The following is a 25,864-nucleotide window of genomic DNA, read 5'->3' on the forward strand; positions in this document are numbered from 1 at the left end:
AATCACTAGGAGGTACGTCTATCATGTCTTTAAAAATTACGGCTGTTTTGGGTGACTATTATCATAATGAAAAGGTTTCTTTTAAAGCATCGGAAAACACTGTTCAAATGTTAAATGAAGAAATTGGGGGAGTAGAAATAAAGTATATTTCTCCGAATGAACTGATTGAAGATCTGAACAAAAAACCTGATGTGGTCATTTTATTCAAGGAAAATCGATTAAACCCAGAAGATGATATTGTAACTATTTGGATGGATAAAGACACTGCTTCCGCAATTACTAAGTATGTAGAAAATGGAGGTGGTTGGATAGCCTGGCACTCTGGCATGGCTAAATATGAAAATGTGACCGAATATATTTCCATGCTGCGTGGTCAGTTCAAATATCATGGTGCACATCAAATTGTCGAGTATATTGCCGAACCAGGCTCGGACTTCATTGTTAAAGATAATACATTCAAATTTTTAGATGAACATTACATGGTAGATTGTGAAGAAGAAAATACGAATGTGTTACTAAGATCGCGTTCTGTTGATGGGGATTCAATTGCAGCCTGGGCTCACGAGTACGGAAATGGGCGCGTCATGTGTATAGCCCCTGCTCATCTTGAAGAAGGATTGTTACACCCAGCTTTTCAAAAAATGATGGTGAACTCATTAAAATGGTGTGCTAGAAAAATCTCATCGTAAAAAGGTTATTTATCAAATTATCGTACAAATACCCGGAATTAGGGTTGGCTGAACTCAAATATAGATTCACGAATTTTTAAGGTTAATCGTATCCCATAATTGAAACTTTTCAGTTAATTTACCGTCTATATTAACAAGATAATTTATAATAAAAGACGCTACGCGTTTTTCTTATATAAGTCGAAGGGCGGGATCTGTATGTTTAAAAAGTTAAGTATACTATTTTCATTTCTTTTCTTAGTTTTGACTATAGGTGGATGCGGAGCTAGTGAGGATCAATCTCCATCAACCACTAACCAAAACTCTGCCTCAGAGGACAGCCAGTTTGTGGAGTATGGTGTTGCTGGGCGTATAGTTGAAATTACTGTTAGTGAGGATGAATCTATCCTTGGATCCATTCTAGTCGAAGGTTCTGAGGAAAATGGTGCTACGTATACCGAAGCTCTAGTCACTATTACATCGGATACTAAAATTTATAAAAATGAGCTTTCAAGTTTTGAAGATTTAACAATGGATATGTATGTGAACGTCTTTTTTCAAGGTGATGTGAAAGAATCTTTTCCAGTTCAAGCAACTGCGAAGCAAATTAACATCATACCCGATGATGCAAAGTAGTCGGGTATGATGGGTTTTGATTTGCCCGATTATTGAAAATTGTTGGAGGAATTGGATAAGAACAACTTCTTAGTTAAATACTATAACTAGGAAGGAGAGAGGCAGCAATGAGTCAACAAGAACACTTTGAACATATACACCGTTTAATGTCAGAGCTTGAAAATACATATACCGATTATTGGCAGAAGTTTTCAAACTTCGGGACTTGGGAATTTTGGGCAGTTTTAGCAATCCTAATTATTCCGTTAATTATTTTAATTATAGGAATAGATAAAAGTAAGATATTCCAATTATGTTTTTTCGGGTACTCTGTGCATATATTAGCAGCTTACATTGATGCTTTAGGTATCAGGAAATTGTGGTGGGATTATCCTCACGTTGTCTTTCCTCAGTTACCTGGGAGTATAAGTCTAGATGCATCTTTAATTCCCGTTTATTTTATTTTTCTATATCAATGGTGTTTAAATAAGAATAAGAACTATTGGTTGTACGGAACGCTGTCGGCATTAGGATTTACATTTATCTTAAAGCCAATCATGGTCTCGTTAAACTTATTTCAGCTATATACGATTTGGTTTGTATTGCTATCAGCTTATTTGTTTGTCATTTATGGCGCAAAAATAATTACAAATATTTTTATTATATTGTCAACGTCACATACGAATTATCGATAAAATAAGTATGAAATTATTGGCTCTCGTTAGTACCGAGCCTTTTTTCTATTGGGGAATTACGTTTCGGGGAAAAGAAGTAAAGATGGAAACTGTGAAAAGAGTGAAAGGTGATATCATACTTCAATATTTGATCGATAAAAGTGTTTAAACGATATTTATTTGGGAATGGATAAAATATAGTTCTGCCTACAGGAGTGATATTTTATGCCAGTTCAAACGAAACGAATTTATGAAGAAGCAAATAAAAAGGATGGCGTCAGAGTTTTAGTAGATCGTGTTTGGCCAAGAGGGGTGTCTAAGGAAGATGCAAAGCTAGATTACTGGATGAAAGAAATAGGACCTTCCAGCGACTTACGAAAATGGTTAGGACATGACCCTGATAAGTATAATGAATTCAAAAAGAAATATAAACAAGAGCTTGAAGATGGGGAGCAACAGGAAGAACTTAAAAAATTAAAAGAATTAACAAAGAAGCACAACAAAAATATAACTCTCGTATTCGCAGCAAAAGATGAACAAAATAATCAAGCAAAAGTGATCAAAGAAATAGTTGACAGGCAATAAAACAATAGATATGCAGAGACTTCATAAGAAAACCACAAGGGTAAAAGTGATTAGAATACGATATAAAATCAGAATTAAGTGAGGAGAACAGATGAAGCGTAACCGGCAATTGATACTGTTTTTTCTTCTAGTAATGTCATTCTTTATTTTTGTTTTCTCAGGTAACTCAAGCAGTATGAGATTCCTCTCACTCATCGTTTATCTAATTACCCTTGGTTCTATTTTATATAGATTGGTATTGGAAAAACGATCTTCCTACCGAACTCTGCTATGGATGTTTGTGCTCTTTTTCATTCCCATATTCGGGTATATTTTCTTTGTCTATTCAGGACAACTAGAAGTGAGAGGACATCTATTTCGAAACAAAAGAATGCAAGCTAATGAAGAAATAAAAAGCAGGAAAGTATTTAAAAATTCTTCCCAATGGGACAACCTTACAGAAACGCAGAAAAGTTTGTCTCAGCTAATTGAGAAATTTAGTAATAATCAAATTAGCTTTCATACGTCGTCGCAAGTTTTAAAGAATGGCGATGAAACATTTCCAGCTATAAAAGATGCTATAAAGCATGCTAATAGGTACATTCACGTAGAATATTTTACATTTCGATCCGATAAAATTAGTCAAGAAATCGTTGACTTATTATGTGACAAAGCTAAGAATGGCGTTGAGATTCGCTTTATTTATGATGCAGTAGGAAGTTCAATATCTAAGGAAGTATTAGCTCAAATGATGGAAGCGAAGATAGAATTTTACAAGTTTTTACCGGTTAAGTTTTCATTTTTTAACCAAAAACTCAATTTCCGAAATCATCGAAAAATTATCGTTGTCGATGGGGAAAAAGGGTTTGTTGGTGGATTAAATGTTGGTGATGAATATCTAGGAAAAGACCCCGAACTTGGCTTTTGGAGAGATACTCATCTTCTCATTCGTGGAGAAGCTATTAAAACACTTCAAGAAATATTTTTATTAGATTGGGCTTTCGTTTCTGGAGATACATTACAAGACTCGAGGTATTTTGAGACAAACTTCGAGGAATATAGTCAAGGAGGAGTTCAAATTTTACCGAGTGGTCCTGACGCACCTAGGGAAGATATTATGAGTGATTTATATTTTGAACTTTTGACTTCTGCCAAAAAATCAATTTTAATAACAACCCCATATCTCGTGCCTAATAAAGCGATTCGAACAGCATTGTCCATGGCAAGCTCGAAAGGGATTGATGTAAAAATATTAGTCCCGGAAATAAGTGATAGCGGTTTAGCAAAATACGCAACAAGTTCCTATTTTTCCGAAATGTTGGCGGATAATATTGAGATCTATAAATATAAAAAAGGCTTCCTGCATGAAAAAGTTATTATTATTGATGAACAGTTTGCATCGGTTGGGACAGCAAATCTTGACCTGAGAAGCATGCATCTGAATTTCGAAGTAAACGCATTTCTTTATGAAACGGAGAGCGTGAAAGATCTCCTCGAACATTTTAAAGAGGATTTGCTGGATAGTGACCTCTTAGATCGATCATCTTATGAGAAACGAGGAGCTCTCGAAAAAATGAAAGAATCTTTTGCCCGACTTTTCTCGCCAGTTTTATAAGATACACTGCAAGGGGTCAGACCCGCCATAATTTGGAAGGAACTGCCCCCTATTAGTTGGGGAGTGACAGCACCTCATATTAAACTAAGTATACGACTGCACCAAAATACTGAAATGTGCATGACATAGAATAATTTCTTTGGAGAAGAATATACCAATTGAGACACTTATCGAATACGTATCCTTTTTTATCAATGTGAACAAAAATCCTGCAAGCCATCCTCAATCCCTTATTCAATGCTTTCACTCCCTTTCTTCGGGTAGTGTGTGCTAAAAATTGGGAATTATGCATGGAATTATCGAAAGGCATATTATTTTCGTGAATTTTAATGAATAAAATCTAAATGGAGGCATTATATAAATGCTAGAAGTCCGCAAAGAGGGGGGATTTATGTGGTTTTAAAAAAGATATATGATTGCTTATTTCTGCATTTTTACAAATACATTCGTAATTAATTTTGAGAAAGGAAATATGACTAAAAATGTTAAAAACAAATGAAAATAATTAGTACCATGATGAAACTGAAAAAAGTCATGCATCACTAATATCGGTTTAAATATAAATGACAAAAACAGAGATAATAATAATGAATACAGGTAAAAGTTTTTGTTGTTATTTAGTGTCCATTGATAGACCAACATAAATAAAATCGGCATAAAAGCAGCGTCTAAAGATATGTTCCCAGAGAAAAAAGGAACCAGTTCATAAGGATATCCCCAAAAACCTTGTCTCGTTCCCCAAGTATCAAAGTAACCAAACCAGACGTGAATATTAAAACCGTAAAAACCTAATAAAAGCATTTTTTTGCGATCGATTAAAAAATACAAAGCCACTAATGGCCCTATGAAAAAGAGCAGTAAAATAACCCAAAATTGCCAAGTGGCCAAACCAGAATATAAATGCCAATACTCTGTTTCTAAGCCGGTTAGTTGCTCTTTTAAGGATTTTACTTCGTTATACGATTTAAGTTGCTCTTTATCCAATTAGGCTCACACCTCTCTAGTATTGTTGGTATAGATTCCCCAAATCTTTTAACAATATGTGTTTCGGAAGCTGGAGTCAAACGATGATTTAAAAAAACACAAAATATATGATATTAAATTACCGTATTGAGAGCACACTAATTTTTAAAGGGGTGCTTTCATTGTTTAATCATAAATTTGAAAAAAATCTTTTATCTGCTATTTTCATTATTAATTTAATCCTGTTAATACCGATTATTACGCGTAAGAAACCAATAAAAGTGTGGATACTTCTTTATATTTACAATGCTGCTACTAACGTATTGAAGGACAAGTTTGTTGTAAATCGTAAGATAGTTAAATATCCAGTACGTATATTTCCGAATGTATTTAAGATCCACGTCTTATTTGATTTATTCGTTTATCCAACGATCACGGTACTTTTTAACCAAATGACTATGAAAGATAAACCTCTGGGCATTTTAGTAAAGCTTTTTTCTTTTATTATTCCGATGATTGTCGTTGAATATTGGGCAGTAAGGAAAACCAATTTAATTACTTGGAGTAAAGGTTGGAAGTTATCTCATACTTTTCTTGGATTAACATTAGCCACCCTGCACTCAAGAGTGCTGTTAGGGTTCTTAAAGAGAAAATTATGGAGGAATGAAGAATGGGGATAATGATTTCATTTTGGTAAAAGATTCTACATAGTTTTGGGGTAAGACTTGTACATGTTCAAAAACAAAGTTGCAGTGCCAAGCGAGGTGACAAAGTAATCTATCTTGGAGATATTTTTTGGGTGTTTACGTAAACTAAAATCTTTTTTTGAAAAAAACATGAAGAAGGAATAGGTGGAGAGACTTCACCGGGAAAAAATAGATGAAGTCCTTTACCGAGTAAGCTGAAGAAGTGTCCTCGGAAAATAACCCTGCAGCAAATTCAAGCGCCTCCAAGTTCTAACTAAACAACAATTTTTTAGAAAACAGCCTATTTTTAAAATCTACAAAACGTTAATGATGTCATTTTCAAATGATTTTGGTTTGTCCTTTGGAGCATATCTCTTGATAAGAGAACCTTCTTTATCAACCAGAAACTTCGTAAAGTTCCATTTAATGTTCTTACCAAAAAAACCCTTACTATTTTCTGTTAAGTATCGAAATAATGGTTCCGCATCTTTGCCATTAACTTGGATCAAGTTGTGCATCGGAAAGGTAACACCGTAACTCATCCGGCACGACTGTTCAGCTTCTTCAGAATTATTAACTTCCTGTCCAAATTGGTCCGAGGGGAAGCCAAGAACAATAAATCCCTGGTCTTTATAACTCTTATACAATTCCTCCAGATCATCAAACTGATCTTTTAGACCACATTTCGAGGCAGTATTAACAATTAGCATTGTTTTCCCTTTATATTCATTTAATGAATAGGATTCTCCATTCGATTTTGTGACAGTAATGTCATAAATACTCATGTAAATATCACTCCTTTGCTTTGGTTATCTGTATCACAAGTCCATTGCTCGAAAAAATGAATTTAAACTCTTTAAATTTTTCATTAAAGTTACTGGACTCACATCCATGAAGTTGCAGTTCGTCAGTTTTTCAACAATGGCCTGTTCTATTAACCCGTGATCAGTTTTTGCTGATTCGGTTAATGAGATAACAGAGGCACGTTTGTCTTTTGTGGATTGCTCCTTTGTAAGTCGTCCATTTGCAATCATCCGGTTAATAATCGGATGGAGTGTTCCAATACCTAGACCAAGACGATCCCCAATATCTTTCATTACTAAATGATCTTCTTCCCATAAGACAACTAGCACTAAATATTGAGAAAACGTAAGATTGAAAGGACTAAGCACTCGTGAATACATTTTCGTGAAATTGCTAGAAGCTTTGTAAACTTCAAAGCAAAGTTGCTGATCTAATTTTAACGATTCATACATTTCATCACACCTAGGTTTGTTATATTACAACAATCTCTACGTCGATGGAGTCCTTGACCGCTTTGGAATAAGGGCAATGATGGTGAGCTTTTTCGACATATTGATGTTTTTGATCTTCATCAATTCCGTCGATACTAACTTCTAGTTTTACCACCAATTTTAAACCGCCATTGTCAGTGTCTCTAACGAGAGAAACTGTTGTTCTGACTTCGCTTTTTTCAATTTCAATCTTATCACCTTCCAACAGGGATTCCAATGCACTATTAAAGCATGCACCATATCCAGCAGCAAATAACTGCTCAGGATTGGTAGCGGTCGTAACTTTTCCTCCAAGAGCTTTTGGTTTTGCTACTTCCAATTGAAATTCTTGATCCTCTGAATATACAATACCTTCTCTTCCACCCGTGTTAATAATTGTCGTTTCGTATAAAGTTCTCATTGGTAGTATTCCTCCAGTCATTTATATCTTACACGATCTATGTTACGATATATCGTGAAAGATGTAAATTATAAGGCTCACTAAGAAAAACGGCATAGCCGTCTTTTATTACCTGAAACACCAGGTTAATGTGGCAATGCAGTTTCTTTGACCTATTTGTTTATGTAGTGTTACGCTTCTCAGCGAAAAGCAAAAAGAACAGATCCAAAAAGGAGGAATTTTTATGGAACCATTTACTCAAAAAGAAATTCACTTGGTCAATCGACCCGAAGGCATGCCTTCAAAAGAAGATTTTGAATTTAGAGAAAAAGAACTTTCTTCTCTTCAAGAAAATGAAGTTTTGTTGAAAACACTATACCTATCCGTTGACCCTTACATGCGAGGTCGCATGAAAGATGTAAAATCGTATATAGCTCCGTTCCAGTTAAATGAAGCAATTACAGGTGGGGTTCTTGCTGAAGTTATAGAATCTCGTTCTGCTTCTTTTAAACAAGGAGATATTGTTACTGCCAACCTTAATTGGGCGGAATATAATGTAGCAAATGAACATTCAGTTCGGAAAGTTGATCCCTCAGTTGCACCAATCACAACCACTTTAGGTATACTAGGTCTGACAGGCTTAACCGCTTATTTTGGTTTGCTCGATATTGGTCAACCTCAGCCAGGTGAAACCGTCGTCGTTTCCGGTGCAGCTGGAGCAGTCGGATCCGTGGTAGGTCAAATTGCGAAGATCAAGGGAACTAAAGTAGTCGGAATTGCAGGCTCTGATGAAAAAATAGATTATCTATTAAATGAACTCGGTTTTGATGCTGCAGTCAATTATAAAAAAGATAGCTTTAAGGAAGATTTAGAGAAAGCGTTACCGAACGGCGTCGATGTTTATTTTGACAATGTCGGAGGAGATGTATCTGATGCTGTTATTGAACAACTCAATAATCAAGCGAGAATTTCCTTGTGCGGAAGTATTTCCTCATATAATACAGAAGGGGAAGACATTGGTCCTCGCATGCAATGGAAATTCATCAAAACAAGCTCGATGATGAAAGGTTTTACACTTGGGGATTATGCTCAAGACTTCCCAACAGGTGCTGTACAGCTGGCTAAATGGCTGGCAGAAGGAAAATTGAAATATGAAGAGACAATCGTAGACGGTTTTGAAAATACACCTGAAGCGTTCTTTGGCTTGTTCAAAGGAACGAACATAGGCAAACAATTAGTAAAAGTAGCGGAACCTGAATTCGCAAAACTATAAATTTACGGTATGGATGGATGTGACAAAGGTCTTTTAGCCTTCTGTCGCATCTTTTTTGATGATTTTCTTACATGAGCAACTTGAGTGTTGAAACGCACTAAGTAAGGGAAATATATGAGCGAGAGGACGCATAAATGCGCGGATAGCGAAGAGAAATGCGTAAGTGGAAAAGCATGAACATTTCGTTTTATGAAAAATCTAGTATACTTGGTATACATTCACTTTTCCAAAACTAAACTTAGTATAGAAAAGGGGTAATCGGTATGTATGAGCTAAAAACGAAAGAAAACGATAAAAGTGTATTGGCGTTTATTGAAAAAGTCGACAGTAAAACGAAACAAGAAGATGCTTTCCGGCTGTTGGATATTTTTACGGAAGCAACAGGTTACCAAGCAAAGATGTGGGGAGAAAGTATTATTGGATTTGGAGCCTATCATTATAAATATAAATCGGGGCATGAAGGAGATGCCCCTTTAGTTGGTTTTTCACCTAGAAAAGCTAAAATTAGTTTATATTTTGCAACTGGAGATACACAACGAGAGGATTTATTAAAGGATTTTGGAAAACATACAACTGGGAAGGCGTGTGTTTATATTAATAAGGTTGCAGATATTGATGTTGATGTGTTAAAAGCTCTAATTACTCAATCTGTCACGTTTTTGAATGAAACCTATCCTAAAAATAAAGCTTAGAAAAGAAAGATTACATGTCTCAAGCAACTTGAAAGCCTTTTTTGAGAGTCTAAATCTATATTATTTGAGAGGAGTTTTTACATGAATGCTTTTAATTCAAGACAGGAAGTTCCGGAAAAGGAAAAGTGGAACTTAAACGATATTTATCCTTCACTTGAGGAATGGGAGCAGGACTACGATAAAATAGAAAAACTAACAGAAGAACTACATAAATTTGATGGGAAGATTGATGATGGCAATGATCTCTATGACTATTTGCACAAAGAGGAAATCGTCGAGTCATTGTTTGGGAAAGTATTTGTATTTGCAAAACTTAGCGGTGATATCGACACAAGGGAAACATTAGCGCAATCGTTAACGGAAAAAGCTAGTCAACTTGGTGTGAAAATCAGCGCGGCCACGTCCTTTTTTACTCCGTTCCTTTTAGGATTAGATAAGAGTACACTTGAAAGCTTTCTACGCGAAGATTCGCGCTTAGATTATTTTAAAGATGATTTGTACGATGCTTTTCGTTATAAAGAGCATGTTCTGAGCAAAGAAAAAGAAGAACTTTTATCTCAATTGGGGGAAACATTATCTTCTCCAAGTCGCACGTTCGGAATGATCAACAATGCGGATATTAAGTTTGGCGAAGTGACAGATGAAGATGGCAATAAAAAAGAGCTTACTCGCGGTATGTACTCCAAATTGATGGAGGATGAGGACCGCAGTAAGAGGGAAGAAGCTTACAAAGCTTATTATGTGCCTTATGTACAGCTCAAAAATTCCATCGCATCGACGCTTTCCTCGGCAATTAAAAATAACGTGACTCTGTCAAAAGTTAGAAGCTATCCTTCTGCTTTGGAGAAATCATTATTTGGAAAAAAGATACCGAAAGAAGTATACATGAACCTTATTCAGACAACAAAAGATAATCTGAAATCAATGTATCAGTATACGGAATTACGCAAAGAAACTTTAGGTGTCGAAGAGTTAAAACAATACGATTTAGGGGTACCGTTAGTAACCGGTGTTAAAGAAGACATTCCATACGAGGAAGCATATGAAACTATGTTAGATGCTCTTGCACCACTTGGAAAGGACTATATAGAAGTTTTGAAGGAAATGAAAAATGCCCGTTACATTGATGTCCGGGAAACTCCGGGTAAAAGGTCTGGAGCTTTTAACTTAGGGCTATACGGCATCCATCCATTTATATTATTAAATCACCAGGATGATATAAATAGCTTATTTACGTTAGCACATGAAATGGGTCACGCGATGCATAGTCATTATTCAAACAAACACCAACCTCAAATTACAGCAGGCTATACGATTTTTGTTGCAGAAGTTGCTTCAACAGTAAATGAAGTGCTGTTAATCAATTACTTATTAAAAAACGCAAAAAGTGAAGAGTACCGCAAATATTTATTAAATCACTTTATGGACCAGTTTAAAGGAACGTTTTTCACGCAAGTTATGTTCGCTGAATTTGAAATGAAAACTCACGAACGTGCGGAAAACGGAGAGTCTTTAAATGCGGAGGCATTCAGTGAATTGTATGAAAAACTGTTCCAGGAGTATAACGGTGATGCACTCGTTATGCAGGAGGAATCAAAATATGGCTGGGCAAGAATCCCACATTTTTACCGTCCTTTTTATGTGTATCAGTACGCAACTGGCTTCGCAGCAGCCATATCTATAGCGAATAAGATTCTGAGCGGCGATGAAGAAGTTCTTGAAAACTATCTTGCATTTTTAAAAAGCGGTAGTTCGGATTATCCAATCGAACTGTTGAAGAAAACTGGAGTCGACTTAACAAGTCCTGAACCTATCAAAGACGCACTCAGCCTTTTCGCTGAGTTAGTAGATGAATTTTCAAAATTATAAATGGTTATTGGCACCCTGTAGATTGGACACTTTCTACAGGGTGTTTTTATGTATCTAAGGATTTATCAGGCTAAAAGGTATGAAGTGGTTGAGTGATAGCTATAGAAATCAATAAAAAGGAATGCGAGGGAATTTCCTTCGCATTCCTTTTTACAAGATAAGAAATAATAAGTTGACAGCTATCTTTACGCCACACGCATCAAGGGAAGACGGCCTCCTTTCGAGTAGCACCTACACGCATTACGTAGGTGCTACTCGGGGTGGCTTTAAAGATCACGCTGTATTTAATAAAAGACGCTACGCGTTTTTCTTACATAATTGAAGATATTAGAAATCCGCCAAATGCTCCTGTTAAAACTATAACCCATGGTGGGAGTTTCCAAAACACAAGCATGCTGAATAATATGGCTGCAAAGGCAAAATCTATCGCAGACAAAATGGAACTCGTCCATATTGGTGAATAAAGGGTAGCAATTAATATTCCAACAACCGCTGCGTTCACACCCATTAAAGCAGCTTTGATTTTTGGGTTCTTTCGCAACGAATTCCAAAATGGTAAAGTACCTAAAATTAAGAGAAAAGCAGGTAAGAAAATAGCAATCGTAGCAAGTATGCCGCCTTTCCATCCGTTGATCATCGCACCAATATATGCTGCAAAAGTGAACAATGGCCCTGGCACAGCTTGAGCAACTCCATACCCCGCGAGGAATTCTTCTTCTGTTAGCCATCCGGTTGGAACGAATTCTCGTTCGAGTAGCGGCAAGACGACGTGCCCACCACCGAAAACAAGAGCACCAGAACGGTAAAAGCTATCAAACATCGCTATCCAATTGATGTTCGTCATTTCTCTAAGAATCGGTAATACAATTAGAAAACCAAAGAATAACGTTAAGGAAATGAAAGCGAAACGATGGGATATAGGGAAATGAACGTCATCTTTTTTGTCATCAATGGGCTGATTTTTATACATAAGATACCCTAGTAATCCAGCTAGTAAAATAACACCCACTTGTGTAAAGGCAGTTTGCCACAATAAGGTTACTACGATGGCAAAAAGTGCGATTGTTTTCCGTTTAACGTCCGGTGTTAGGTTTTTCGCCATCCCTAAAATGGCATGTGCAACAACAACGACTGCGACAATTTTTAATCCTTGAATCAATCCTGCATCTGTAAATCCTAAACTGTGAAGTAGAAGAGCAAAAATGATTAGTGCAACGACGGAAGGAAGCGTAAAACCTAGAAATGAGACGATTCCGCCTAACACGCCTGCTCTCATGACTCCTATTCCAATGCCCACTTGACTGCTAGCTGGGCCAGGGAGGAATTGACATAAGGCCACTAAATCTGCGTAACTCTTTTCGTCCATCCATTTTCTTCGACGAACGTATTCTTCATGGAAATAACCTAAATGAGCAATTGGACCACCAAACGATGTGAACCCGAGTCTAGTGGATATCATAAGTATTTCTAATAGTGATTTCAGCTTAATCTCTAGTTTATCTGGCACAGATTCACCTACTTTTGTTTTGCTGTTCTTTTTTTAATAGATAAGATTTATAAAATAATAAAAGACGGCTATGCCGTTTTTTTTATATCATACAAAAGTTTTATTCCTGACTTCAACATAAAATGATATATTCTATAGCAATGTCTTGGAGCAAAATACCAATGGACAGGAATGGTCATTTTAACAGTATCAGAGTCACTGAGTTCAAACAACGATAATTTAAACAATAAATATAAAGTTTCTGTAAAGAGAGGAAAAGGGGTCAGACCCCCCATATATTGGATGATGTGTGGGAGGGTCCAGGATTCTCAAGGTACTAGAATTTAGAATTTGCTTTGACGTAAGGTTGTGGAACAAATATGATAAAAGAAAAAGTACTGGTTGAGAATTGAAACCAAGGTAGGGTGTTAGAATGAAAATTTTATTGGTAGAAGATGACAAAACGATTGCGTCTGGATTAGAATATTCTCTGAAGCAGGACAATTATGAAACGTTGCTTTGTCCGAATGCTACATCTGCGAAAAAAGTAATCAGTGAACAATTGGCAGAGATTGATTTATGTTTATTTGATTTGTCGTTACCAGATGGCAGTGGTTATGACTTGTGTGCGTTAGTCAAAAAGCAGTGTGACATACCGGTCATTTTTTTAACGGCATTCGATGATGAAGTAAATGTGGTGATGGGGCTTGATATGGGAGCGGATGATTACATTACGAAGCCTTTCCGAATAAGAGAGTTACTATCACGGATGAAGTCGGTGTTACGTCGCTACAACAAGCAAATACACGCTCAACCTAAAACAATCATTGATATAGATAATATTCAAATTAACACGCTCGAGGGAAAAGTCTATAAACATGGTGAGGAAGTGTTGATGACAGCATTGGAATATCGACTTTTACTCATTTTTGCGAATCATATTGGACAAGTTCTTACAAGAAACCAACTTTTAGAACGAATTTGGGATGTTGCCGGAGACTTTGTCAACGATAATACACTTACTGTCTATATCAAACGGTTACGGGATAAACTTGAAGATCATCCGCAAACCCCGACCCTTATAAAAACAGTGCGTGGGATGGGTTACAAGGTAGGTGATTAATATGTTACGTAATAGAGAAATTCAACGGCTTATTCTTATCCTGCTAGTGATCAGTTTGCTAGCAACGATTTTAGCAACGATAATTGTATCAATACCAGCAGCTGTTACCGTCTTAATCACGTCTATTCTTCTAATCACCTGCTGCCTTTGTTTCACAAGCTGGCGCTATCGTGAAATAGAGAAACTATCCAGTTATTTACACCGCATTAGTAATGGTGAATACAGCCTGGATATTCGTGATAATCAAGAGGGTGAACTTAGCATTTTAAAAAATGATATATATAAGGTGACATTGAGGCTTTCGGAACTAGGATCGAAATTAGAAGAGGATAAAATAAAGTTAACAAACGCCATCTCCAATATTTCACATCAGCTAAAAACACCACTGACATCGATGATGATGATGGCGGATTTATTAAGTGATCCAAATCTCCAAGAAGCAAAGAGAGAAGAGTTCACACATAACATTCGTCTCCAATTGGAAAGGATAGAATGGCTGGTGTCATCTTTATTGAAGCTGTCAAAAATAGATGCAGGAACTGCTCCATTTAAAAAAGAAAACGTTTCCGTCCAAACGCTGATTGAAAAAGCTATTGAACCTGTGTTAATCCCGATGGATATCAAGCAACAAACATTGGATGTCGATCAAGACGAGACGATTTTCTTCGTTGGAGATCTAAAATGGACGACAGAGGCAGTGATTAATATATTAAAAAATTGTGTCGAGCACAGCCAAGAAGGCGGAACGATTAAACTTTCATTTTCAGAAAATGCACTATTCACAGAAATAATCATTGAAGACAATGGGATTGGTATACCAAAGGAAGATCTTCCTTATATTTTTAAACGGTTTTACAAAGGGAAAAATGCAGGAGATGATAGTGTTGGAATCGGACTTGCGATGGCTTACAGCATTATCACACGTCAACAGGGAGACATTGAAGTTACTAGTGAGAAAGGTAGAGGGACTCGATTTAAAATTAAATTTTATAAACAAATCATTTAATAATTTTCCGCGGAAAATTGGCGCATAGAACAATCGACTCTCTCTTTGAAGTAAAACAACAGCTTTTACAAAGGCCTCTGAAACAAATTGTAGTGTAATTTAGGTTAAGTGACTAAACTGTCACAATCGAGTCACGTGAAAGTCACTTTAGGCAGATAAACTAGCAGTAAGATCTAACTAGGAGGTTTTACAAATGGATATTTTACAAATTAAAAATCTGTCTAAAGTTTATGGTAAAGGTGAAACAGCAGTTAAAGCATTAGATGACGTATCGTTTTCTGTTAAAAAAGGAGAATTTGTTGTAATCATTGGACCATCGGGTTCTGGAAAATCTACCTTATTACACTTACTAGGTGGTGTCGATCGACCTTCTAGTGGAAAGATTCTAGTTGATGACACAGATATTTATGAACTAGATGAAACACAGTTAGCTATTTTCAGACGACGTCAAATCGGGTTAATCTATCAGTTTTATAACCTCATACCTATTTTAACAGTAGAAGAAAATATTACCCTTCCTGTCTTGCTAGATCAACACAAAGTAGACAGCAAGCATCTTCAGAATATCGTTGCACGTTTAGGGTTGGAGAATCGTCTTTCCCATTTACCGAACCAACTATCAGGAGGACAGCAACAACGTGTGTCGATCGGACGTGCGTTAATTAGTAACCCGGCGGTCATGCTGGCGGATGAGCCGACTGGAAATTTGGATAGTAAAAATAGCAGTGAAATCATGGAGCTATTAAAAATGTTCAATAAAACGTATAATCAAACACTTATTGTAATTACCCATGATGAACGAATTGCTACTCAAGCAGACCGCGTGATTTCAATTGAAGATGGAAGGATTGCCAAAAATGAGGTGATCCGTCCGTGAACATCATAAACAAGCTTACAGTAAGACATTTAAAAGAAAATAAACGACGAACGCTCGTAACGATCATTGGCGTTATCATCTCTGTAGCTATGTTAACAGGGGTTACTACACTTGGAGTATCATTCCTGGATTTAATGAAAAAAGAAATGATTGCCACAGATGGCGAATGGCATGTGCAATATAAAAATGTGAATCAAGAGCAATTAAAAGCAATTGAAAATGATGAATCAACCAAAGAACTAATTATTTCCAACGACCGTGGATATGCCCAGTTAGAAGGCTCAGAAAATGGAAGCAAGCCGTATCTCTTTATTAAAGATTACAATCAACAAGGTTTAGAGCAGTTTCCGATTGCATTAAAGGAAGGACGACTTCCTCAAGCAGAAAATGAAGTAGTCATTTCTGAGGCGATTAGGGATAATGCAAACGTAACGTTTGAAATTGGTGATCAGCTCCCATTATCAGTGGGTGACAGATATTTAGAAGGCGAAGAGATGATTCTATCTCAGAAAGATCCATTTCAAACTGGTGAACTTAAGGAATCATTGCAAATTGAGTCCGAAGAAACGTTTACAGTTGTTGGTACAATCGAACGTCCGACATGGGAACCACCCTCGTCACCAGGATATACTGTGATCAGTTATATGAACGAAAGCATGGTAAATTCAACGAACACCGTGGATGTGGTCGTTGTTTTAAACAAAGTGGAGCGATCTCTTTTTAAGCATTCTGAAGAATTAGCGCACCAACACCATATTGAAGTCGTTCGTTATAACGATGATTTACTTCGTTTATATGGAGTAACTGATAATAGTGATTTGTTATGGACGATGTATAAATTAGTAGCTATTATCATGTCTGTCATTATTATTGGATCCGTTTCATTAATATATAACGCCTTTGCAATTAGTGTGTCGGAGCGCTCAAGACACTTGGGGATGTTGTCAAGTGTAGGGGCTACGAAAAAACAGAAACGAAACTCTGTGTTTTTTGAAGGAGCAATTATTGCAGCAATCAGTATTCCAGTTGGCATTATTGCTGGTTTTGCAGGGATAGCGATTACGTTTTCATTTATTAACTCATTTATTGCAGAAGCATTGAATGCAACGAATGACCTTGAAGTAGTTGTTACACCGGGATTGATTTTAGTAGCAAGTGGCGTTTCATTGCTGACAATTTTCATTTCAACATACCTTCCGGCTCGCAAAGCATCAAAGGTTTCAGCTATTGATGCAATACGTCAATCCGAGGACGTGAAATTATCCGGTAAAAAAGTAAAAACTTCCAAGCTGGTTCGCAGTATTTTTGGAATGGAAGCAGAGATAGGCTTGAAAAACTTAAAAAGAAACAAAAGAAGATATCAAATTACTGTCTTTTCGCTTGTTGTGAGTATTGTCCTTTTCTTATCTGTCTCTTTTTTCACTTCGAATTTGGAAAAATCAGTGGAACTTTCCCAAGAAACGACCAATTATGATATTCTAGTTTATGGCGAGAAATCCGACGAAGATGAGTTAGAACCATTAACGATGCTTGACTATGTCACGGAATCTAGTATCGTTCAAGACATTCAAATGAGAACTTGGATCGATCAAACAAATCTTCCTGAAATATTGCAAGAAAATGTAAAAGAAGATGAAAGTATATTAGAAGATGGAAAATATCCTTATAATATCTATTTACATGGGCTTGAGGAAGAAAATTTTCAAACGTATGCTGAATTAGTAGGGTTAGATTTGGAGAAATTAAAAAATCAAGAAAATCTGTCTGCAATCGTAATAAATGAGATCTCCTTTCGTGATCCTGTCTCAGGAAGGTTTGTTGAGACAGATGCGATTAAAGCCGAACAAGGTACGATGATTGATTTATTTTCCTTCGATTACGAAAGTGAGGAAACGGAGTTTATAAATGATATAGAAATTATGACCTTAACCGACCAGACGCCAATGGGTATTCGTGCAACAGGTATAGGTACTTTAGATATTGTTGTTTCTCAAAAAACAATCGATGAATTGCTTAGTAATAACGAAGATTATTCTATGAATAGATATTTGTATATGAATAGCTCAGATCCAATGGCAACGCAGGAAGCATTGGAAGAAGTAATACAGTCAGATATGTATGTGTATAATGTTTTTCAGTCTCAGCAGCGCGGGGAACAGATGATATTGCTGGTATCTGTGTTTACCTATGGTTTCATAGCGTTAATTTCAGCGATATCAGTTGCAAATATATTTAATACAATTTCGACAAGTATTTCCTTAAGAAAGCGTGAATTTGCAATGCTTAAGTCGGTAGGTATGACGCCTAAAGGCTTTAATAAAATGATAAATTATGAAAGCATTTTTTATGGAGTCAAGGCGTTACTTTATGGCTTACCTATTAGTGGTGTTGTGATGTTTTTAATCTATAAATCGCTACAGGCAACATTTGACTATCGTTTTGTTTTCCCATGGATGAGTATTATTATCGTTATAGTAGCGCTCTTTATCATCGTAAGTTCAGCAATGCTGTATTCGATAAGTAAAATTAAGAAAGAAAATATCATAGATGGATTAAAACAAGAGAATATATAAATCTTGGTTTGGAGGATAGAGAGTTTCTATCTTCCATTTATCTATTTTATGGATAATTATGTTAAAATAAAGTGTGAGCACTTTCATTTCAAAGGGGGCCTATACGGCGATGAACAGACTGAAAGACTTTGGATGGATAAAGGGAACGTTTATTATTTTTGGTTCCGTTATAGGATTCATAGGATTAACGATGACACTTATTTTTTTCTTATTACTTTGGATGGATAAATATGATAACCGATACATTGATTCAGAGGAAGCGGAGGTTGAAAAAATAAAACATGAAGAAATTACTCAGCGTTAAAAAATGAGGCTTAGGAGATTTAGTGATGACCAGTTTAAAGGATATAAGATTTGAAATGGTGGAAAGAGGGCAAAGGTCCTTATATCTAGATTACTTATTTTTAGCGGATGAAAGTGAAGTAGCAGTGAACAAATACATAAATGATGGTGAAATGTTTTCCATCTATTATCGTAATGACATCGTGGGTGTCGTATTATATGTTTTTCATGCTCAAGAAGTTGTCGAACTAAAAAATATTGCTTTAACGCCTGAGTATCAGGGCAGTGGCATAGGTAGTTTAGTTCTAACAGATGCGTTTGAACGTTATAAAAGAAACGGTATGATTAAAATAATTGTTGGGACAGCAAACTCAAGCATCGGAAATTTGGCATTATATCAAAAGGCTGGTTTTAGAATTTCGGAAATAAAAAAGGATTTTTTTAAAGAATATCCAACACCTATCTATGAATATGGCATTCGGGCTTTGGATATGGTGATGTTAGAAAAAGAACTCATAGAATGATTCTTAATCTTTGAGATTCTTTGGAATTAGTTAAGAGGAGGGGTATTCGTTTAGTGGACATAATTAATGTTAATAGTGTCGGAATATTACTATTGGGTATGTATATTGGGATTGATTTAATTAAAAATAATACGGAGAATATGTTGAAAAGAATCATTTTTTACAGTTTTATTTTCTATTTGATTGTGATTGGTCAGCTGACAACTGGAGGTATTAACGTTACTCCTAAAAGCACTGCAAATGAGGTGAGCCTTACTCATTTTATACACGTTATCCCTTTTTATTTTAGCTATGATTTGTGGACTTCTCTCCGAAACAATGGGCTAGATTGGTTTTTTATGAATACAATTAAATTTTATTTTTATAATTTGATTATGTTAGTTCCGTTAGGCGTTTATTTGGCATTGTTATTCAGATTAAAATCGCTTAAAAAAGCTGTTATTATTGTATTTCTGACCAGTTTGACCATAGAAACATATCAACTTCTCCTTGGGCTTTTTGGTTTGGTATGGGGAAGAGCATTTAGTGTTGATGATTTAATTTTGAATACATTGGGAGGCGCCGTCGGGTACATTGTGATAATATTCTTAATCGAAAAATTTGAGTACAGTGTTGCAAAAGGCTCTGAAACTTCATTTGGTAAACAGTAAAGTTTCTAAAACTGGCCTGCCTTTATTAAAGGCAAGCCTGTAATTAGTTTTTGACGTCTATTAGTGCAACTATTCTTTCACAAATTTCATGTGTTAGTAACGAATCATCTATCGACGGCTCAGGTGACATTTGATGTTCAACTGAATCAAGAAAAGAATCAATAATTTGATAAAAACCACGCTTTTGTAATGTAGGCTCCCAATCATCGATCTTAGATGTACGGATTTCCTTATGATGAAAGTGCGTTGTTTCTACAAGGTTGTTGACGACGTATTTATGTTGTCCTGTCGAGTATTCAATGATTTCTTCGGTTACTCCTTCATTTCTATTCATGATTCCTATCGCGGTACATCCTTTACCTTTAAGATGCAAAACTAAATGATCCATTTTATGATCATTTATTACGTAATCAACTGTTACCTCCTCAACTTCTGAAGGCATCAGAAACCTAAGTGTATCAACCACGTGGATAAAATCCTCTACAACAAATCTTCTGACATGATCGGGAGAAGCAAATCTGTTTTTTTGAATAAGGATAAAATTTGCTTTGCCATGATTCTTTAACTCTTTAATTTTTGGTATAAACCTTCGATTAAACCCTACCATGGCAATTTTGTTAGATTTTTTTGCGAGTCGTACAATCTTCTCTGTTTCTTTAAAATTCATTGAAATCGGTTTATCTATATAGGTATGTACACCATGTATTAGTAATTTTTCGGCTATTTCAGCATGAGCCTCTGTAGCAGTACTCACAAAAGCTGCATCGATGTTTTTTGCAATAAGCTCATCGACAGTATGAACGATTTCTTGTATTCGATACTTTTTTGACAAATGATAAAGGGTATCTTTATTTCTCGTACAAAGCACTAACTCAATGCCTTCCTTTTCCGAAAGAACAGTAGGCTTTTTTAGCAATATCACCTAATCCAATGACTCCTACTCTCATTCTAATCATCCTTTACTATTTCGAGGTAAATTACATGGTGCAACAAACTGATATTCGGAGCTAGTTCTAGGATACCACGTTAGGAATATATAATTTAAATAAATGCTATTTATCTGTAAGGTATTTTCATCTGCCTGACTGGAGTCCAAACCTTATGCTTCTTCAAGTTCTTTTTACGACAAGGTGATTTCCCTCACAGACTTATATATAAACTACTAAGTTAAGGTGAATAAAAGGTAATTTACTAAAATTTCAGGTGATTGTTCTCATTTACAGTAGAAGACAGGAAGGAGAGTTATACGATGAAAAAGACGGATTTCCCTTTGGTGTATTCATGCTCAGGGTGTTCTTCGGCCGCTCAAACCGCTAATATGATTGCGATTAAAATGGACCGGGAAAAAATTGCTGAAATGTTTTGTATCGCAGGTGTTGGAGGGGATGTCAAACCGTTAGTGAAAACCGCAAAATCAGGTCGTAATATCATTGCAATAGACGGTTGTCCCTTAGCATGTTGTAAAAGTTCACTCGCGAGACATGACGTACAACCAAAACATTACTTTGTACTTTCCGATTTTGATGTACCAAAGAAAATTGGGGAAGACCCTGATCCGACTCTTTTTACGAATGCATATAAACAGGTTATAAATGGAGCGGATCTCATTCATTTGGAATAGTGATTAAACTATGAGGAGTTTAAAGGAAAACCCACCCCGAGTAGCACCTACGCAAGCAATACGTAGGTGCTACTCGGGGTGGCTAAATCTCACGCTGTATGTAATAAAAAACGGCTATACGTTTTTCTTGAAAAAAGAAAGTCGACGTAGATAGATTTTCTAAAAGGTCATTGGTTACTTTTTCATCCCTTTTGTCAGAAACAATAACGGTTATGTAAACTCCCCCTATAAAAATTGTTGTTTTGAAAAATCTGCGAGACTCGCGGATCATCCACGGAAAGCGAGCAGTAATTTTTCAGAACAACCTTCCATGCTAACTAAGCAACAAAATAAATACAAAGACGCTAAGAGTTATTCTTAATTTGAGTTGTCACTCGTCAAGTAGTAAGTAATATTTCACTTGATTAATCGGGTATGTCTCATAAGGCACATATTTGGTATAGTCAATAAGTTTAAGTTTTTCAACGTAAGCGGGAGTCCGTTCCTCGAGCAAAATTTCTATCTTCTGTACCGTGTTATAAACAACTTTTGAATCTAAGTTAAATGCAACGGCAGCTTCTAAAATTGGAGAGTGTACTTGCAAGAGTTGAAAAAAGTCTTGTTCCGTTTGAGCTTGATCAATTAGAATTAGTTCTTTCAATTCTACATAGTTATATAAATTTCGCTCGAAAGAGAGCAACAGACTAATACATTTTTTTCGTGCATATTCATAACGACAATCATTCATTACCATACCTCCACTAATCAAATCGAAATCGTTACGTTTTATAATAAGGTTAACGAAACGAAATGTAAAGAAAAAACGAAGAAAAAGTTTAAATTAAAAGGCGACATGCATTTTGACAATATAAAAAAGATGAGATATGCTTAGGGGGCAAATCGTAACCATTACGTTTTGAAAGTATAAAAAACTCCAGGAGGTAAGTGATGGCTAAAAAATCAATGGTTGCTAGACAAAAGAAACGCGAACGAATCGTCGCTCAATATGCAGAGAAAAGGAAAGAACTAAAAGAAAAAGGTGATTATGTTGCATTAGCAAATCTACCACGAGATTCTTCACCTAGTCGGTTAAATAACAGATGCAAAGTCACCGGAAGACCACGTGGGTATTTGCGTAAATTTGAATTATCCAGAATTAAATTTCGGGAGCTTGCACACAAAGGTCAAATTCCAGGGGTTCGAAAAGCTAGCTGGTAATCATACGAAAATCATCCCTTAAGGTTCACATATTCTTGAAAGTGGAAGAATCAGCAAATAAATCAGAATACTTCCGTTTTAAAAATAGTATAATTAAGGGGCAGGGACGTGAGCTCGAACGGAGGGGAAGAGTTATGACTAAAATTCCAGTATTTATATTAAGCGGGTTCTTAGGAAGTGGGAAAACGACGCTATTAAAAAGTTTTCTAAAGAAATGTGCTCAAAAGCGATTAAAACCGGCAATTTTAATGAATGAAATAGGAAAAGCGGATATGGACGGGGAAATTCTACTCCAACGAAATAAGAACGAGATCGTGGAGAAGCTTTTGGATGGTTGTATGTGTTGCAGTCAAAAGAGCGAAGTGACAGAAACCATGTTGAAATTACTTCATCAACAACCTGATGTTATTTTCATTGAATTGACAGGAGTAGCGAATCCAGAAGAAGTAGTAGACTCATTGACTGATCCAGAATTAATTGATTCTCTCTATTTGGAAAAGGTAGTAACTTTACTAGATGGAGAAAATATACTCGAATATAACAGTATTTTTGAAGCTGATAAAGAATTAGTTCAAACGACGAGACGCCAAATTGAAGTTGCGGACCTGTTAGTTGTAAATAAGCTTGATTTAATTACAAGCTCTTTTAAAGAAAAAATTACAAAGGCAATCCGTAAACGGAACTCAGTATCCCCATTACTTTTTACGACGTATTCGGAAATTGATGTAAACGGTTTGCTTGAAGGAATTACAGAAGTGAATAAAGAGAAATTTTATGCAAATAGGCGAACTCCATACCCTCATATACATGGAAATAGTGTCTCTTTTTCACGCATTAATACACTAACTCTTTCTGTAAACGAACCTATGAAGTCATCAATAGTAGCAAAATTTCTAAAAAGATGGCACCCGAATTTATTACGAGCAAAAGGATATCTATTTGTAAATGAAAATTGTTATTTATTACAGCATGTCATGAAAAGAAGCTACTGGGAGCCGTCTGATTATAGGGGAAGAAACTATCTGGTACTGATTGGTATTGATCTAAATATCGACGAAATTCAAAAAGAGTGGGCTAAACTAAGTTTAAAAGTAGGTTCGTAAAAGTAGATGATTGTTTAGTAGCAGTGATAGAGAAAATAGAATTATTTTTAAGGTCAACAGTACCATTATCTAATAAATAAAAAGAGTAGGACCGCGTTTTTTTCTAATAGAAGGGGTCGAAAGTAGCTACGCATTTTTCTTAATAAGACACTACGCATTCCTATAAATCGTAATTATTTTGATTTATCTGCATGTTACTAATCTTGTCCACATATATTTTCCTGTAAATAGATATATGTGGAGGCATTTATGATGAAACGTGTAAAACAAAATCTTGCGGAAGTAGCCGGAATTCTTGTGCTTGTCTTCGTTTTTTATTTTATGATATTAAATGAACGATTGATGATGGAAAGTCTTTTGTTTCCTACATCACTGCTAGCTTTTAACACTATTTTTCTCAGTATTTTAATTGAAGCCTTGCCTTTTGTATTAGTAGGTGTTTTTATAGCGGGCATCATCCAGTTTTTTGTTTCTGAAGAGCAGTTGAAAAGGTTCATTCCTAGAAATCGAGTGATGGCGATCTTGATGAGTTGTTTGGTAGGGGCATTGTTTCCAGCGTGTGAGTGTGGCATTGTCCCGATTGTTAGAAGATTAGTATCTAAAGGAGTCCCTATTTTTGCAGGTGTCGGATTTCTCCTTACTGGGCCATTAATAAATCCAATTGTCATTTTTTCTACATATGTAGCTTTTGGTCAGGATCTAAAAATGGCTTTACAGCGAATGATTTTAGGGTTTATTATCGCATTATTTATTACAGCAATTGTAAGTCTCATTTTTAAACGAAACCAACTTAAAAAATCTGCAAATTCAAATCAGTTAGGCTATTCTTCATCTTCACTTAACCTCTCCTTGCGATTGAAAGCTATGCTGTTCCACTCGGTCGATGAGTTTTTTGATGTTGCAAAATTTTTAATTATCGGTGCCCTGTTAGCGGCATTCGTTCAGACTTTTATTTCAACGCAAGCAATGGTAGATCTCGGGGAGGGAGTTGTATACTCTACCGCAATCATGATGGGACTTGCCTATTTATTGTCATTATGTTCGGAGGCAGATGCCTTCATTGGTGCTTCATTTCGTCATTTGTTTCCAGAAACATCAATACTTGGATTTTTGATTTATGGACCTATGTTAGATTTGAAAAATACGATTATGATGCTAGCTGTATTTAAGTTTCGTTTTGTTATTGTCCTAATGCTTATCATCACTGTGAGTGTGTTCGGTATATTATTAGGTGTTCATCCTTTTCTATGAGGGGGAATAAAAAGTGATCTTTCATCCACAGCAAGCATTAAAAGCATTGATATTAGCCTTATTTTCAGGATTTATTATTAGATTGCACCACACAGGGGAAATTAATAGTTTTATCAACCCTCAGTATGCAGCTTTTAGTCAAGTAGCCTCGATCATTTTTTTAGTTCTCTTTTTTATCCAAGTTACGAGAATATTTTTAACGGAAGAACAAGCTGTTGACCATCAATACTGTAATATTTTGGGGTGTAGTCACGATATAGAAGATACGAAGCCCCTGAAAAATAGAATTGGATATGTGATGATATGTCTGCCTCTAGTCACGGGATTTTTTCTCCCGTATAGCGAGTTAGGTGCTGCCGAGGCCATGAACCGGGCTATTTGTTATTCGAGTAGCGAGACAAATACAGGACACTCTCACGAAACTTTGGGTACTAAATCAGACGATATCATGAAAGAAATGATCGATCAGCCAATCCTGTCCCTTGATCATTCAAATTTTATTGATTATACGAATGCCATTCAAACATCGCCAGAGCTTTTTGTTGGAAAACGAATTAATATGGAAGGTTTTATATTTAGTGATAAAGCTGTTGCCAATGGTCATCCAATGTTGGCAAGATTTATTGTGACACATTGTGTGGCAGATGCACATGTCACTGGGGTGGTATTGTCGAGTAGTGATAAGAGTTTGGAAAGGGAAAAGGGTTGGATAAGCGTGCGCGGGATAATTGATGTACATCAATTGGAAGGACAATTAGTTCCGTTTATACATGTGCAACAATGGAACAGTATCGATGAGCCAACAGAACCCTATGTATATCCATGATTAATTAAGGATAAATTTTGAAATAATAACACTAATTGTAATCATTTAGAGT

At 35.9% G+C, this 25,864-nt stretch carries 28 protein-coding genes; 21 read left to right on the forward strand and 7 right to left on the reverse strand.

The annotated features are described in order from the left end of the window. Positions 1-23 precede the first annotated feature (23 nt). The 5 genes from CEF18_RS04735 to cls all read left to right on the forward strand — a co-directional run bounded on the left by CEF18_RS04735 (position 24) and on the right by cls (position 4,136). Positions 24-689: a ThuA domain-containing protein gene (locus tag CEF18_RS04735; RefSeq protein WP_110935436.1), complete on the forward strand. Its 666-nt coding sequence runs from the start codon at positions 24-26 to the stop codon at positions 687-689. Between the two features lie 198 nt (positions 690-887). Next, positions 888-1,304 carry a DUF3221 domain-containing protein gene (locus tag CEF18_RS04740; protein WP_110935437.1) on the forward strand — a complete coding sequence of 139 codons (417 nt, stop codon included), beginning with the start codon at positions 888-890 and terminating at the stop codon, positions 1,302-1,304. A gap of 107 nt (positions 1,305-1,411) precedes the next feature. Beyond that, positions 1,412-1,978: a CBO0543 family protein gene (locus CEF18_RS04745; protein ID WP_110935438.1), complete on the forward strand. Its 567-nt coding sequence runs from the start codon at positions 1,412-1,414 to the stop codon at positions 1,976-1,978. 204 nt (positions 1,979-2,182) lie between these two features. Further along, entirely contained in the window at positions 2,183-2,542 is a 360-nt protein-coding gene (locus CEF18_RS04750; RefSeq protein WP_110935439.1) for a DUF488 domain-containing protein, read from the forward strand. 91 nt (positions 2,543-2,633) lie between these two features. After that, complete coding sequence (gene cls, locus CEF18_RS04755; RefSeq protein ID WP_110935440.1) at positions 2,634-4,136, forward strand: cardiolipin synthase; 1,503 nt, start codon at positions 2,634-2,636, stop codon at positions 4,134-4,136. A gap of 420 nt (positions 4,137-4,556) precedes the next feature. Here cls and CEF18_RS04760 read toward each other — a convergent pair whose 3' ends face one another. Beyond that, a complete protein-coding gene (locus CEF18_RS04760) occupies positions 4,557-5,120 on the reverse strand; it encodes a CBO0543 family protein (protein ID WP_110935441.1) in 564 nt (187 codons plus the stop codon). 161 nt (positions 5,121-5,281) lie between these two features. Here CEF18_RS04760 and CEF18_RS04765 point away from each other — a divergent pair, with 161 nt between their 5' ends. After that, the gene (locus CEF18_RS04765; protein ID WP_110935442.1) at positions 5,282-5,779 is read left to right on the forward strand and encodes a CBO0543 family protein; all 498 of its coding nucleotides are present in this window, start codon (positions 5,282-5,284) and stop codon (positions 5,777-5,779) included. A 320-nt stretch (positions 5,780-6,099) separates the two neighbouring features. On the opposite strand, the gene CEF18_RS04770 is transcribed toward CEF18_RS04765, so the two are convergent. The 3 genes from CEF18_RS04770 to CEF18_RS04780 are packed head-to-tail and all read right to left on the reverse strand — an operon-like array spanning position 6,100 to position 7,480. Beyond that, positions 6,100-6,570, reverse strand: a complete 471-nt coding sequence (locus tag CEF18_RS04770) for a glutathione peroxidase (RefSeq protein ID WP_110935443.1) — start codon at positions 6,568-6,570, stop codon at positions 6,100-6,102. A 33-nt stretch (positions 6,571-6,603) separates the two neighbouring features. Beyond that, positions 6,604-7,041 (reverse strand): MarR family winged helix-turn-helix transcriptional regulator, encoded by a 438-nt coding sequence (locus CEF18_RS04775; protein WP_110935444.1) that lies wholly within the window; start codon positions 7,039-7,041, stop codon positions 6,604-6,606. A gap of 19 nt (positions 7,042-7,060) precedes the next feature. Further along, on the reverse strand, positions 7,061-7,480 hold the full coding sequence (locus CEF18_RS04780) for an Ohr family peroxiredoxin (RefSeq protein ID WP_110935445.1): 420 nt from the start codon (positions 7,478-7,480) through the stop codon (positions 7,061-7,063). 223 nt (positions 7,481-7,703) lie between these two features. Here CEF18_RS04780 and CEF18_RS04785 point away from each other — a divergent pair, with 223 nt between their 5' ends. The 3 genes from CEF18_RS04785 to pepF all read left to right on the forward strand — a co-directional run bounded on the left by CEF18_RS04785 (position 7,704) and on the right by pepF (position 11,293). Then, on the forward strand, positions 7,704-8,732 hold the full coding sequence (locus CEF18_RS04785) for an NADP-dependent oxidoreductase (protein WP_110935446.1): 1,029 nt from the start codon (positions 7,704-7,706) through the stop codon (positions 8,730-8,732). A 263-nt stretch (positions 8,733-8,995) separates the two neighbouring features. After that, complete coding sequence (locus CEF18_RS04790; RefSeq protein WP_110935447.1) at positions 8,996-9,424, forward strand: DUF1801 domain-containing protein; 429 nt, start codon at positions 8,996-8,998, stop codon at positions 9,422-9,424. An 81-nt stretch (positions 9,425-9,505) separates the two neighbouring features. Next, on the forward strand, positions 9,506-11,293 hold the full coding sequence (pepF, locus tag CEF18_RS04795; protein WP_110935448.1) for an oligoendopeptidase F: 1,788 nt from the start codon (positions 9,506-9,508) through the stop codon (positions 11,291-11,293). A gap of 310 nt (positions 11,294-11,603) precedes the next feature. Here the strand turns inward: pepF and CEF18_RS04800 are convergent, their stop codons facing one another. Further along, positions 11,604-12,752 (reverse strand): chromate transporter, encoded by a 1,149-nt coding sequence (locus tag CEF18_RS04800; protein ID WP_110937588.1) that lies wholly within the window; start codon positions 12,750-12,752, stop codon positions 11,604-11,606. 460 nt (positions 12,753-13,212) lie between these two features. On the opposite strand from CEF18_RS04800, the gene CEF18_RS04805 reads away from it, so the two are divergent. The 7 genes from CEF18_RS04805 (at position 13,213) to CEF18_RS04835 (ending at position 19,814) form a co-directional block, all read left to right on the forward strand. Continuing rightward, positions 13,213-13,902 (forward strand): response regulator transcription factor, encoded by a 690-nt coding sequence (locus CEF18_RS04805; protein ID WP_110935449.1) that lies wholly within the window; start codon positions 13,213-13,215, stop codon positions 13,900-13,902. Position 13,903: 1 nt separating this feature from the next. After that, positions 13,904-14,908, forward strand: coding sequence for a sensor histidine kinase (locus CEF18_RS04810; RefSeq protein ID WP_110935450.1), 1,005 nt, complete (start codon positions 13,904-13,906; stop codon positions 14,906-14,908). A gap of 193 nt (positions 14,909-15,101) precedes the next feature. Next, positions 15,102-15,785: an ABC transporter ATP-binding protein gene (locus CEF18_RS04815; protein ID WP_110935451.1), complete on the forward strand. Its 684-nt coding sequence runs from the start codon at positions 15,102-15,104 to the stop codon at positions 15,783-15,785. Continuing rightward, the gene (locus CEF18_RS04820) at positions 15,782-18,358 is read left to right on the forward strand and encodes an ABC transporter permease (protein WP_110935452.1); all 2,577 of its coding nucleotides are present in this window, start codon (positions 15,782-15,784) and stop codon (positions 18,356-18,358) included. The genes CEF18_RS04815 and CEF18_RS04820 overlap by 4 nt, the downstream gene beginning before the upstream one ends. Before the next feature lie 109 nt (positions 18,359-18,467). Beyond that, positions 18,468-18,662: a hypothetical protein gene (locus CEF18_RS04825; RefSeq protein ID WP_110935453.1), complete on the forward strand. Its 195-nt coding sequence runs from the start codon at positions 18,468-18,470 to the stop codon at positions 18,660-18,662. 25 nt (positions 18,663-18,687) lie between these two features. Beyond that, positions 18,688-19,164, forward strand: a complete 477-nt coding sequence (locus tag CEF18_RS04830; protein WP_223292233.1) for a GNAT family N-acetyltransferase — start codon at positions 18,688-18,690, stop codon at positions 19,162-19,164. A gap of 53 nt (positions 19,165-19,217) precedes the next feature. Further along, positions 19,218-19,814 (forward strand): VanZ family protein, encoded by a 597-nt coding sequence (locus CEF18_RS04835; RefSeq protein WP_223292234.1) that lies wholly within the window; start codon positions 19,218-19,220, stop codon positions 19,812-19,814. A gap of 43 nt (positions 19,815-19,857) precedes the next feature. Here CEF18_RS04835 and CEF18_RS04840 read toward each other — a convergent pair whose 3' ends face one another. Then, a complete protein-coding gene (locus tag CEF18_RS04840) occupies positions 19,858-20,736 on the reverse strand; it encodes a Gfo/Idh/MocA family protein (protein WP_223292235.1) in 879 nt (292 codons plus the stop codon). Positions 20,737-21,063: 327 nt separating this feature from the next. Here CEF18_RS04840 and CEF18_RS04845 point away from each other — a divergent pair, with 327 nt between their 5' ends. Beyond that, complete coding sequence (locus tag CEF18_RS04845) at positions 21,064-21,435, forward strand: putative zinc-binding protein (protein ID WP_110935454.1); 372 nt, start codon at positions 21,064-21,066, stop codon at positions 21,433-21,435. Between the two features lie 370 nt (positions 21,436-21,805). Here CEF18_RS04845 and CEF18_RS04850 read toward each other — a convergent pair whose 3' ends face one another. After that, complete coding sequence (locus CEF18_RS04850) at positions 21,806-22,162, reverse strand: hypothetical protein (protein WP_110935455.1); 357 nt, start codon at positions 22,160-22,162, stop codon at positions 21,806-21,808. A 200-nt stretch (positions 22,163-22,362) separates the two neighbouring features. Between CEF18_RS04850 and rpsN the strand changes: the two genes are divergently transcribed. The 4 genes from rpsN to CEF18_RS04870 all read left to right on the forward strand — a co-directional run bounded on the left by rpsN (position 22,363) and on the right by CEF18_RS04870 (position 25,812). Beyond that, positions 22,363-22,632, forward strand: a complete 270-nt coding sequence (rpsN, locus tag CEF18_RS04855) for a 30S ribosomal protein S14 (protein WP_110935456.1) — start codon at positions 22,363-22,365, stop codon at positions 22,630-22,632. A 134-nt stretch (positions 22,633-22,766) separates the two neighbouring features. Then, positions 22,767-23,735 carry a CobW family GTP-binding protein gene (locus CEF18_RS04860; RefSeq protein ID WP_110935457.1) on the forward strand — a complete coding sequence of 323 codons (969 nt, stop codon included), beginning with the start codon at positions 22,767-22,769 and terminating at the stop codon, positions 23,733-23,735. A gap of 249 nt (positions 23,736-23,984) precedes the next feature. Continuing rightward, on the forward strand, positions 23,985-24,986 hold the full coding sequence (locus CEF18_RS04865; protein ID WP_110935458.1) for a permease: 1,002 nt from the start codon (positions 23,985-23,987) through the stop codon (positions 24,984-24,986). Positions 24,987-24,999: 13 nt separating this feature from the next. Further along, positions 25,000-25,812 carry a TIGR03943 family putative permease subunit gene (locus CEF18_RS04870; RefSeq protein ID WP_110935459.1) on the forward strand — a complete coding sequence of 271 codons (813 nt, stop codon included), beginning with the start codon at positions 25,000-25,002 and terminating at the stop codon, positions 25,810-25,812. Positions 25,813-25,864: the final 52 nt, after the last annotated feature.

It is taken from the genome of Salipaludibacillus neizhouensis (genome assembly GCF_002886185.1).
GTDB classification, from domain to species: Bacteria; Bacillota; Bacilli; order Bacillales; family Salisediminibacteriaceae; genus Salipaludibacillus; species Salipaludibacillus neizhouensis.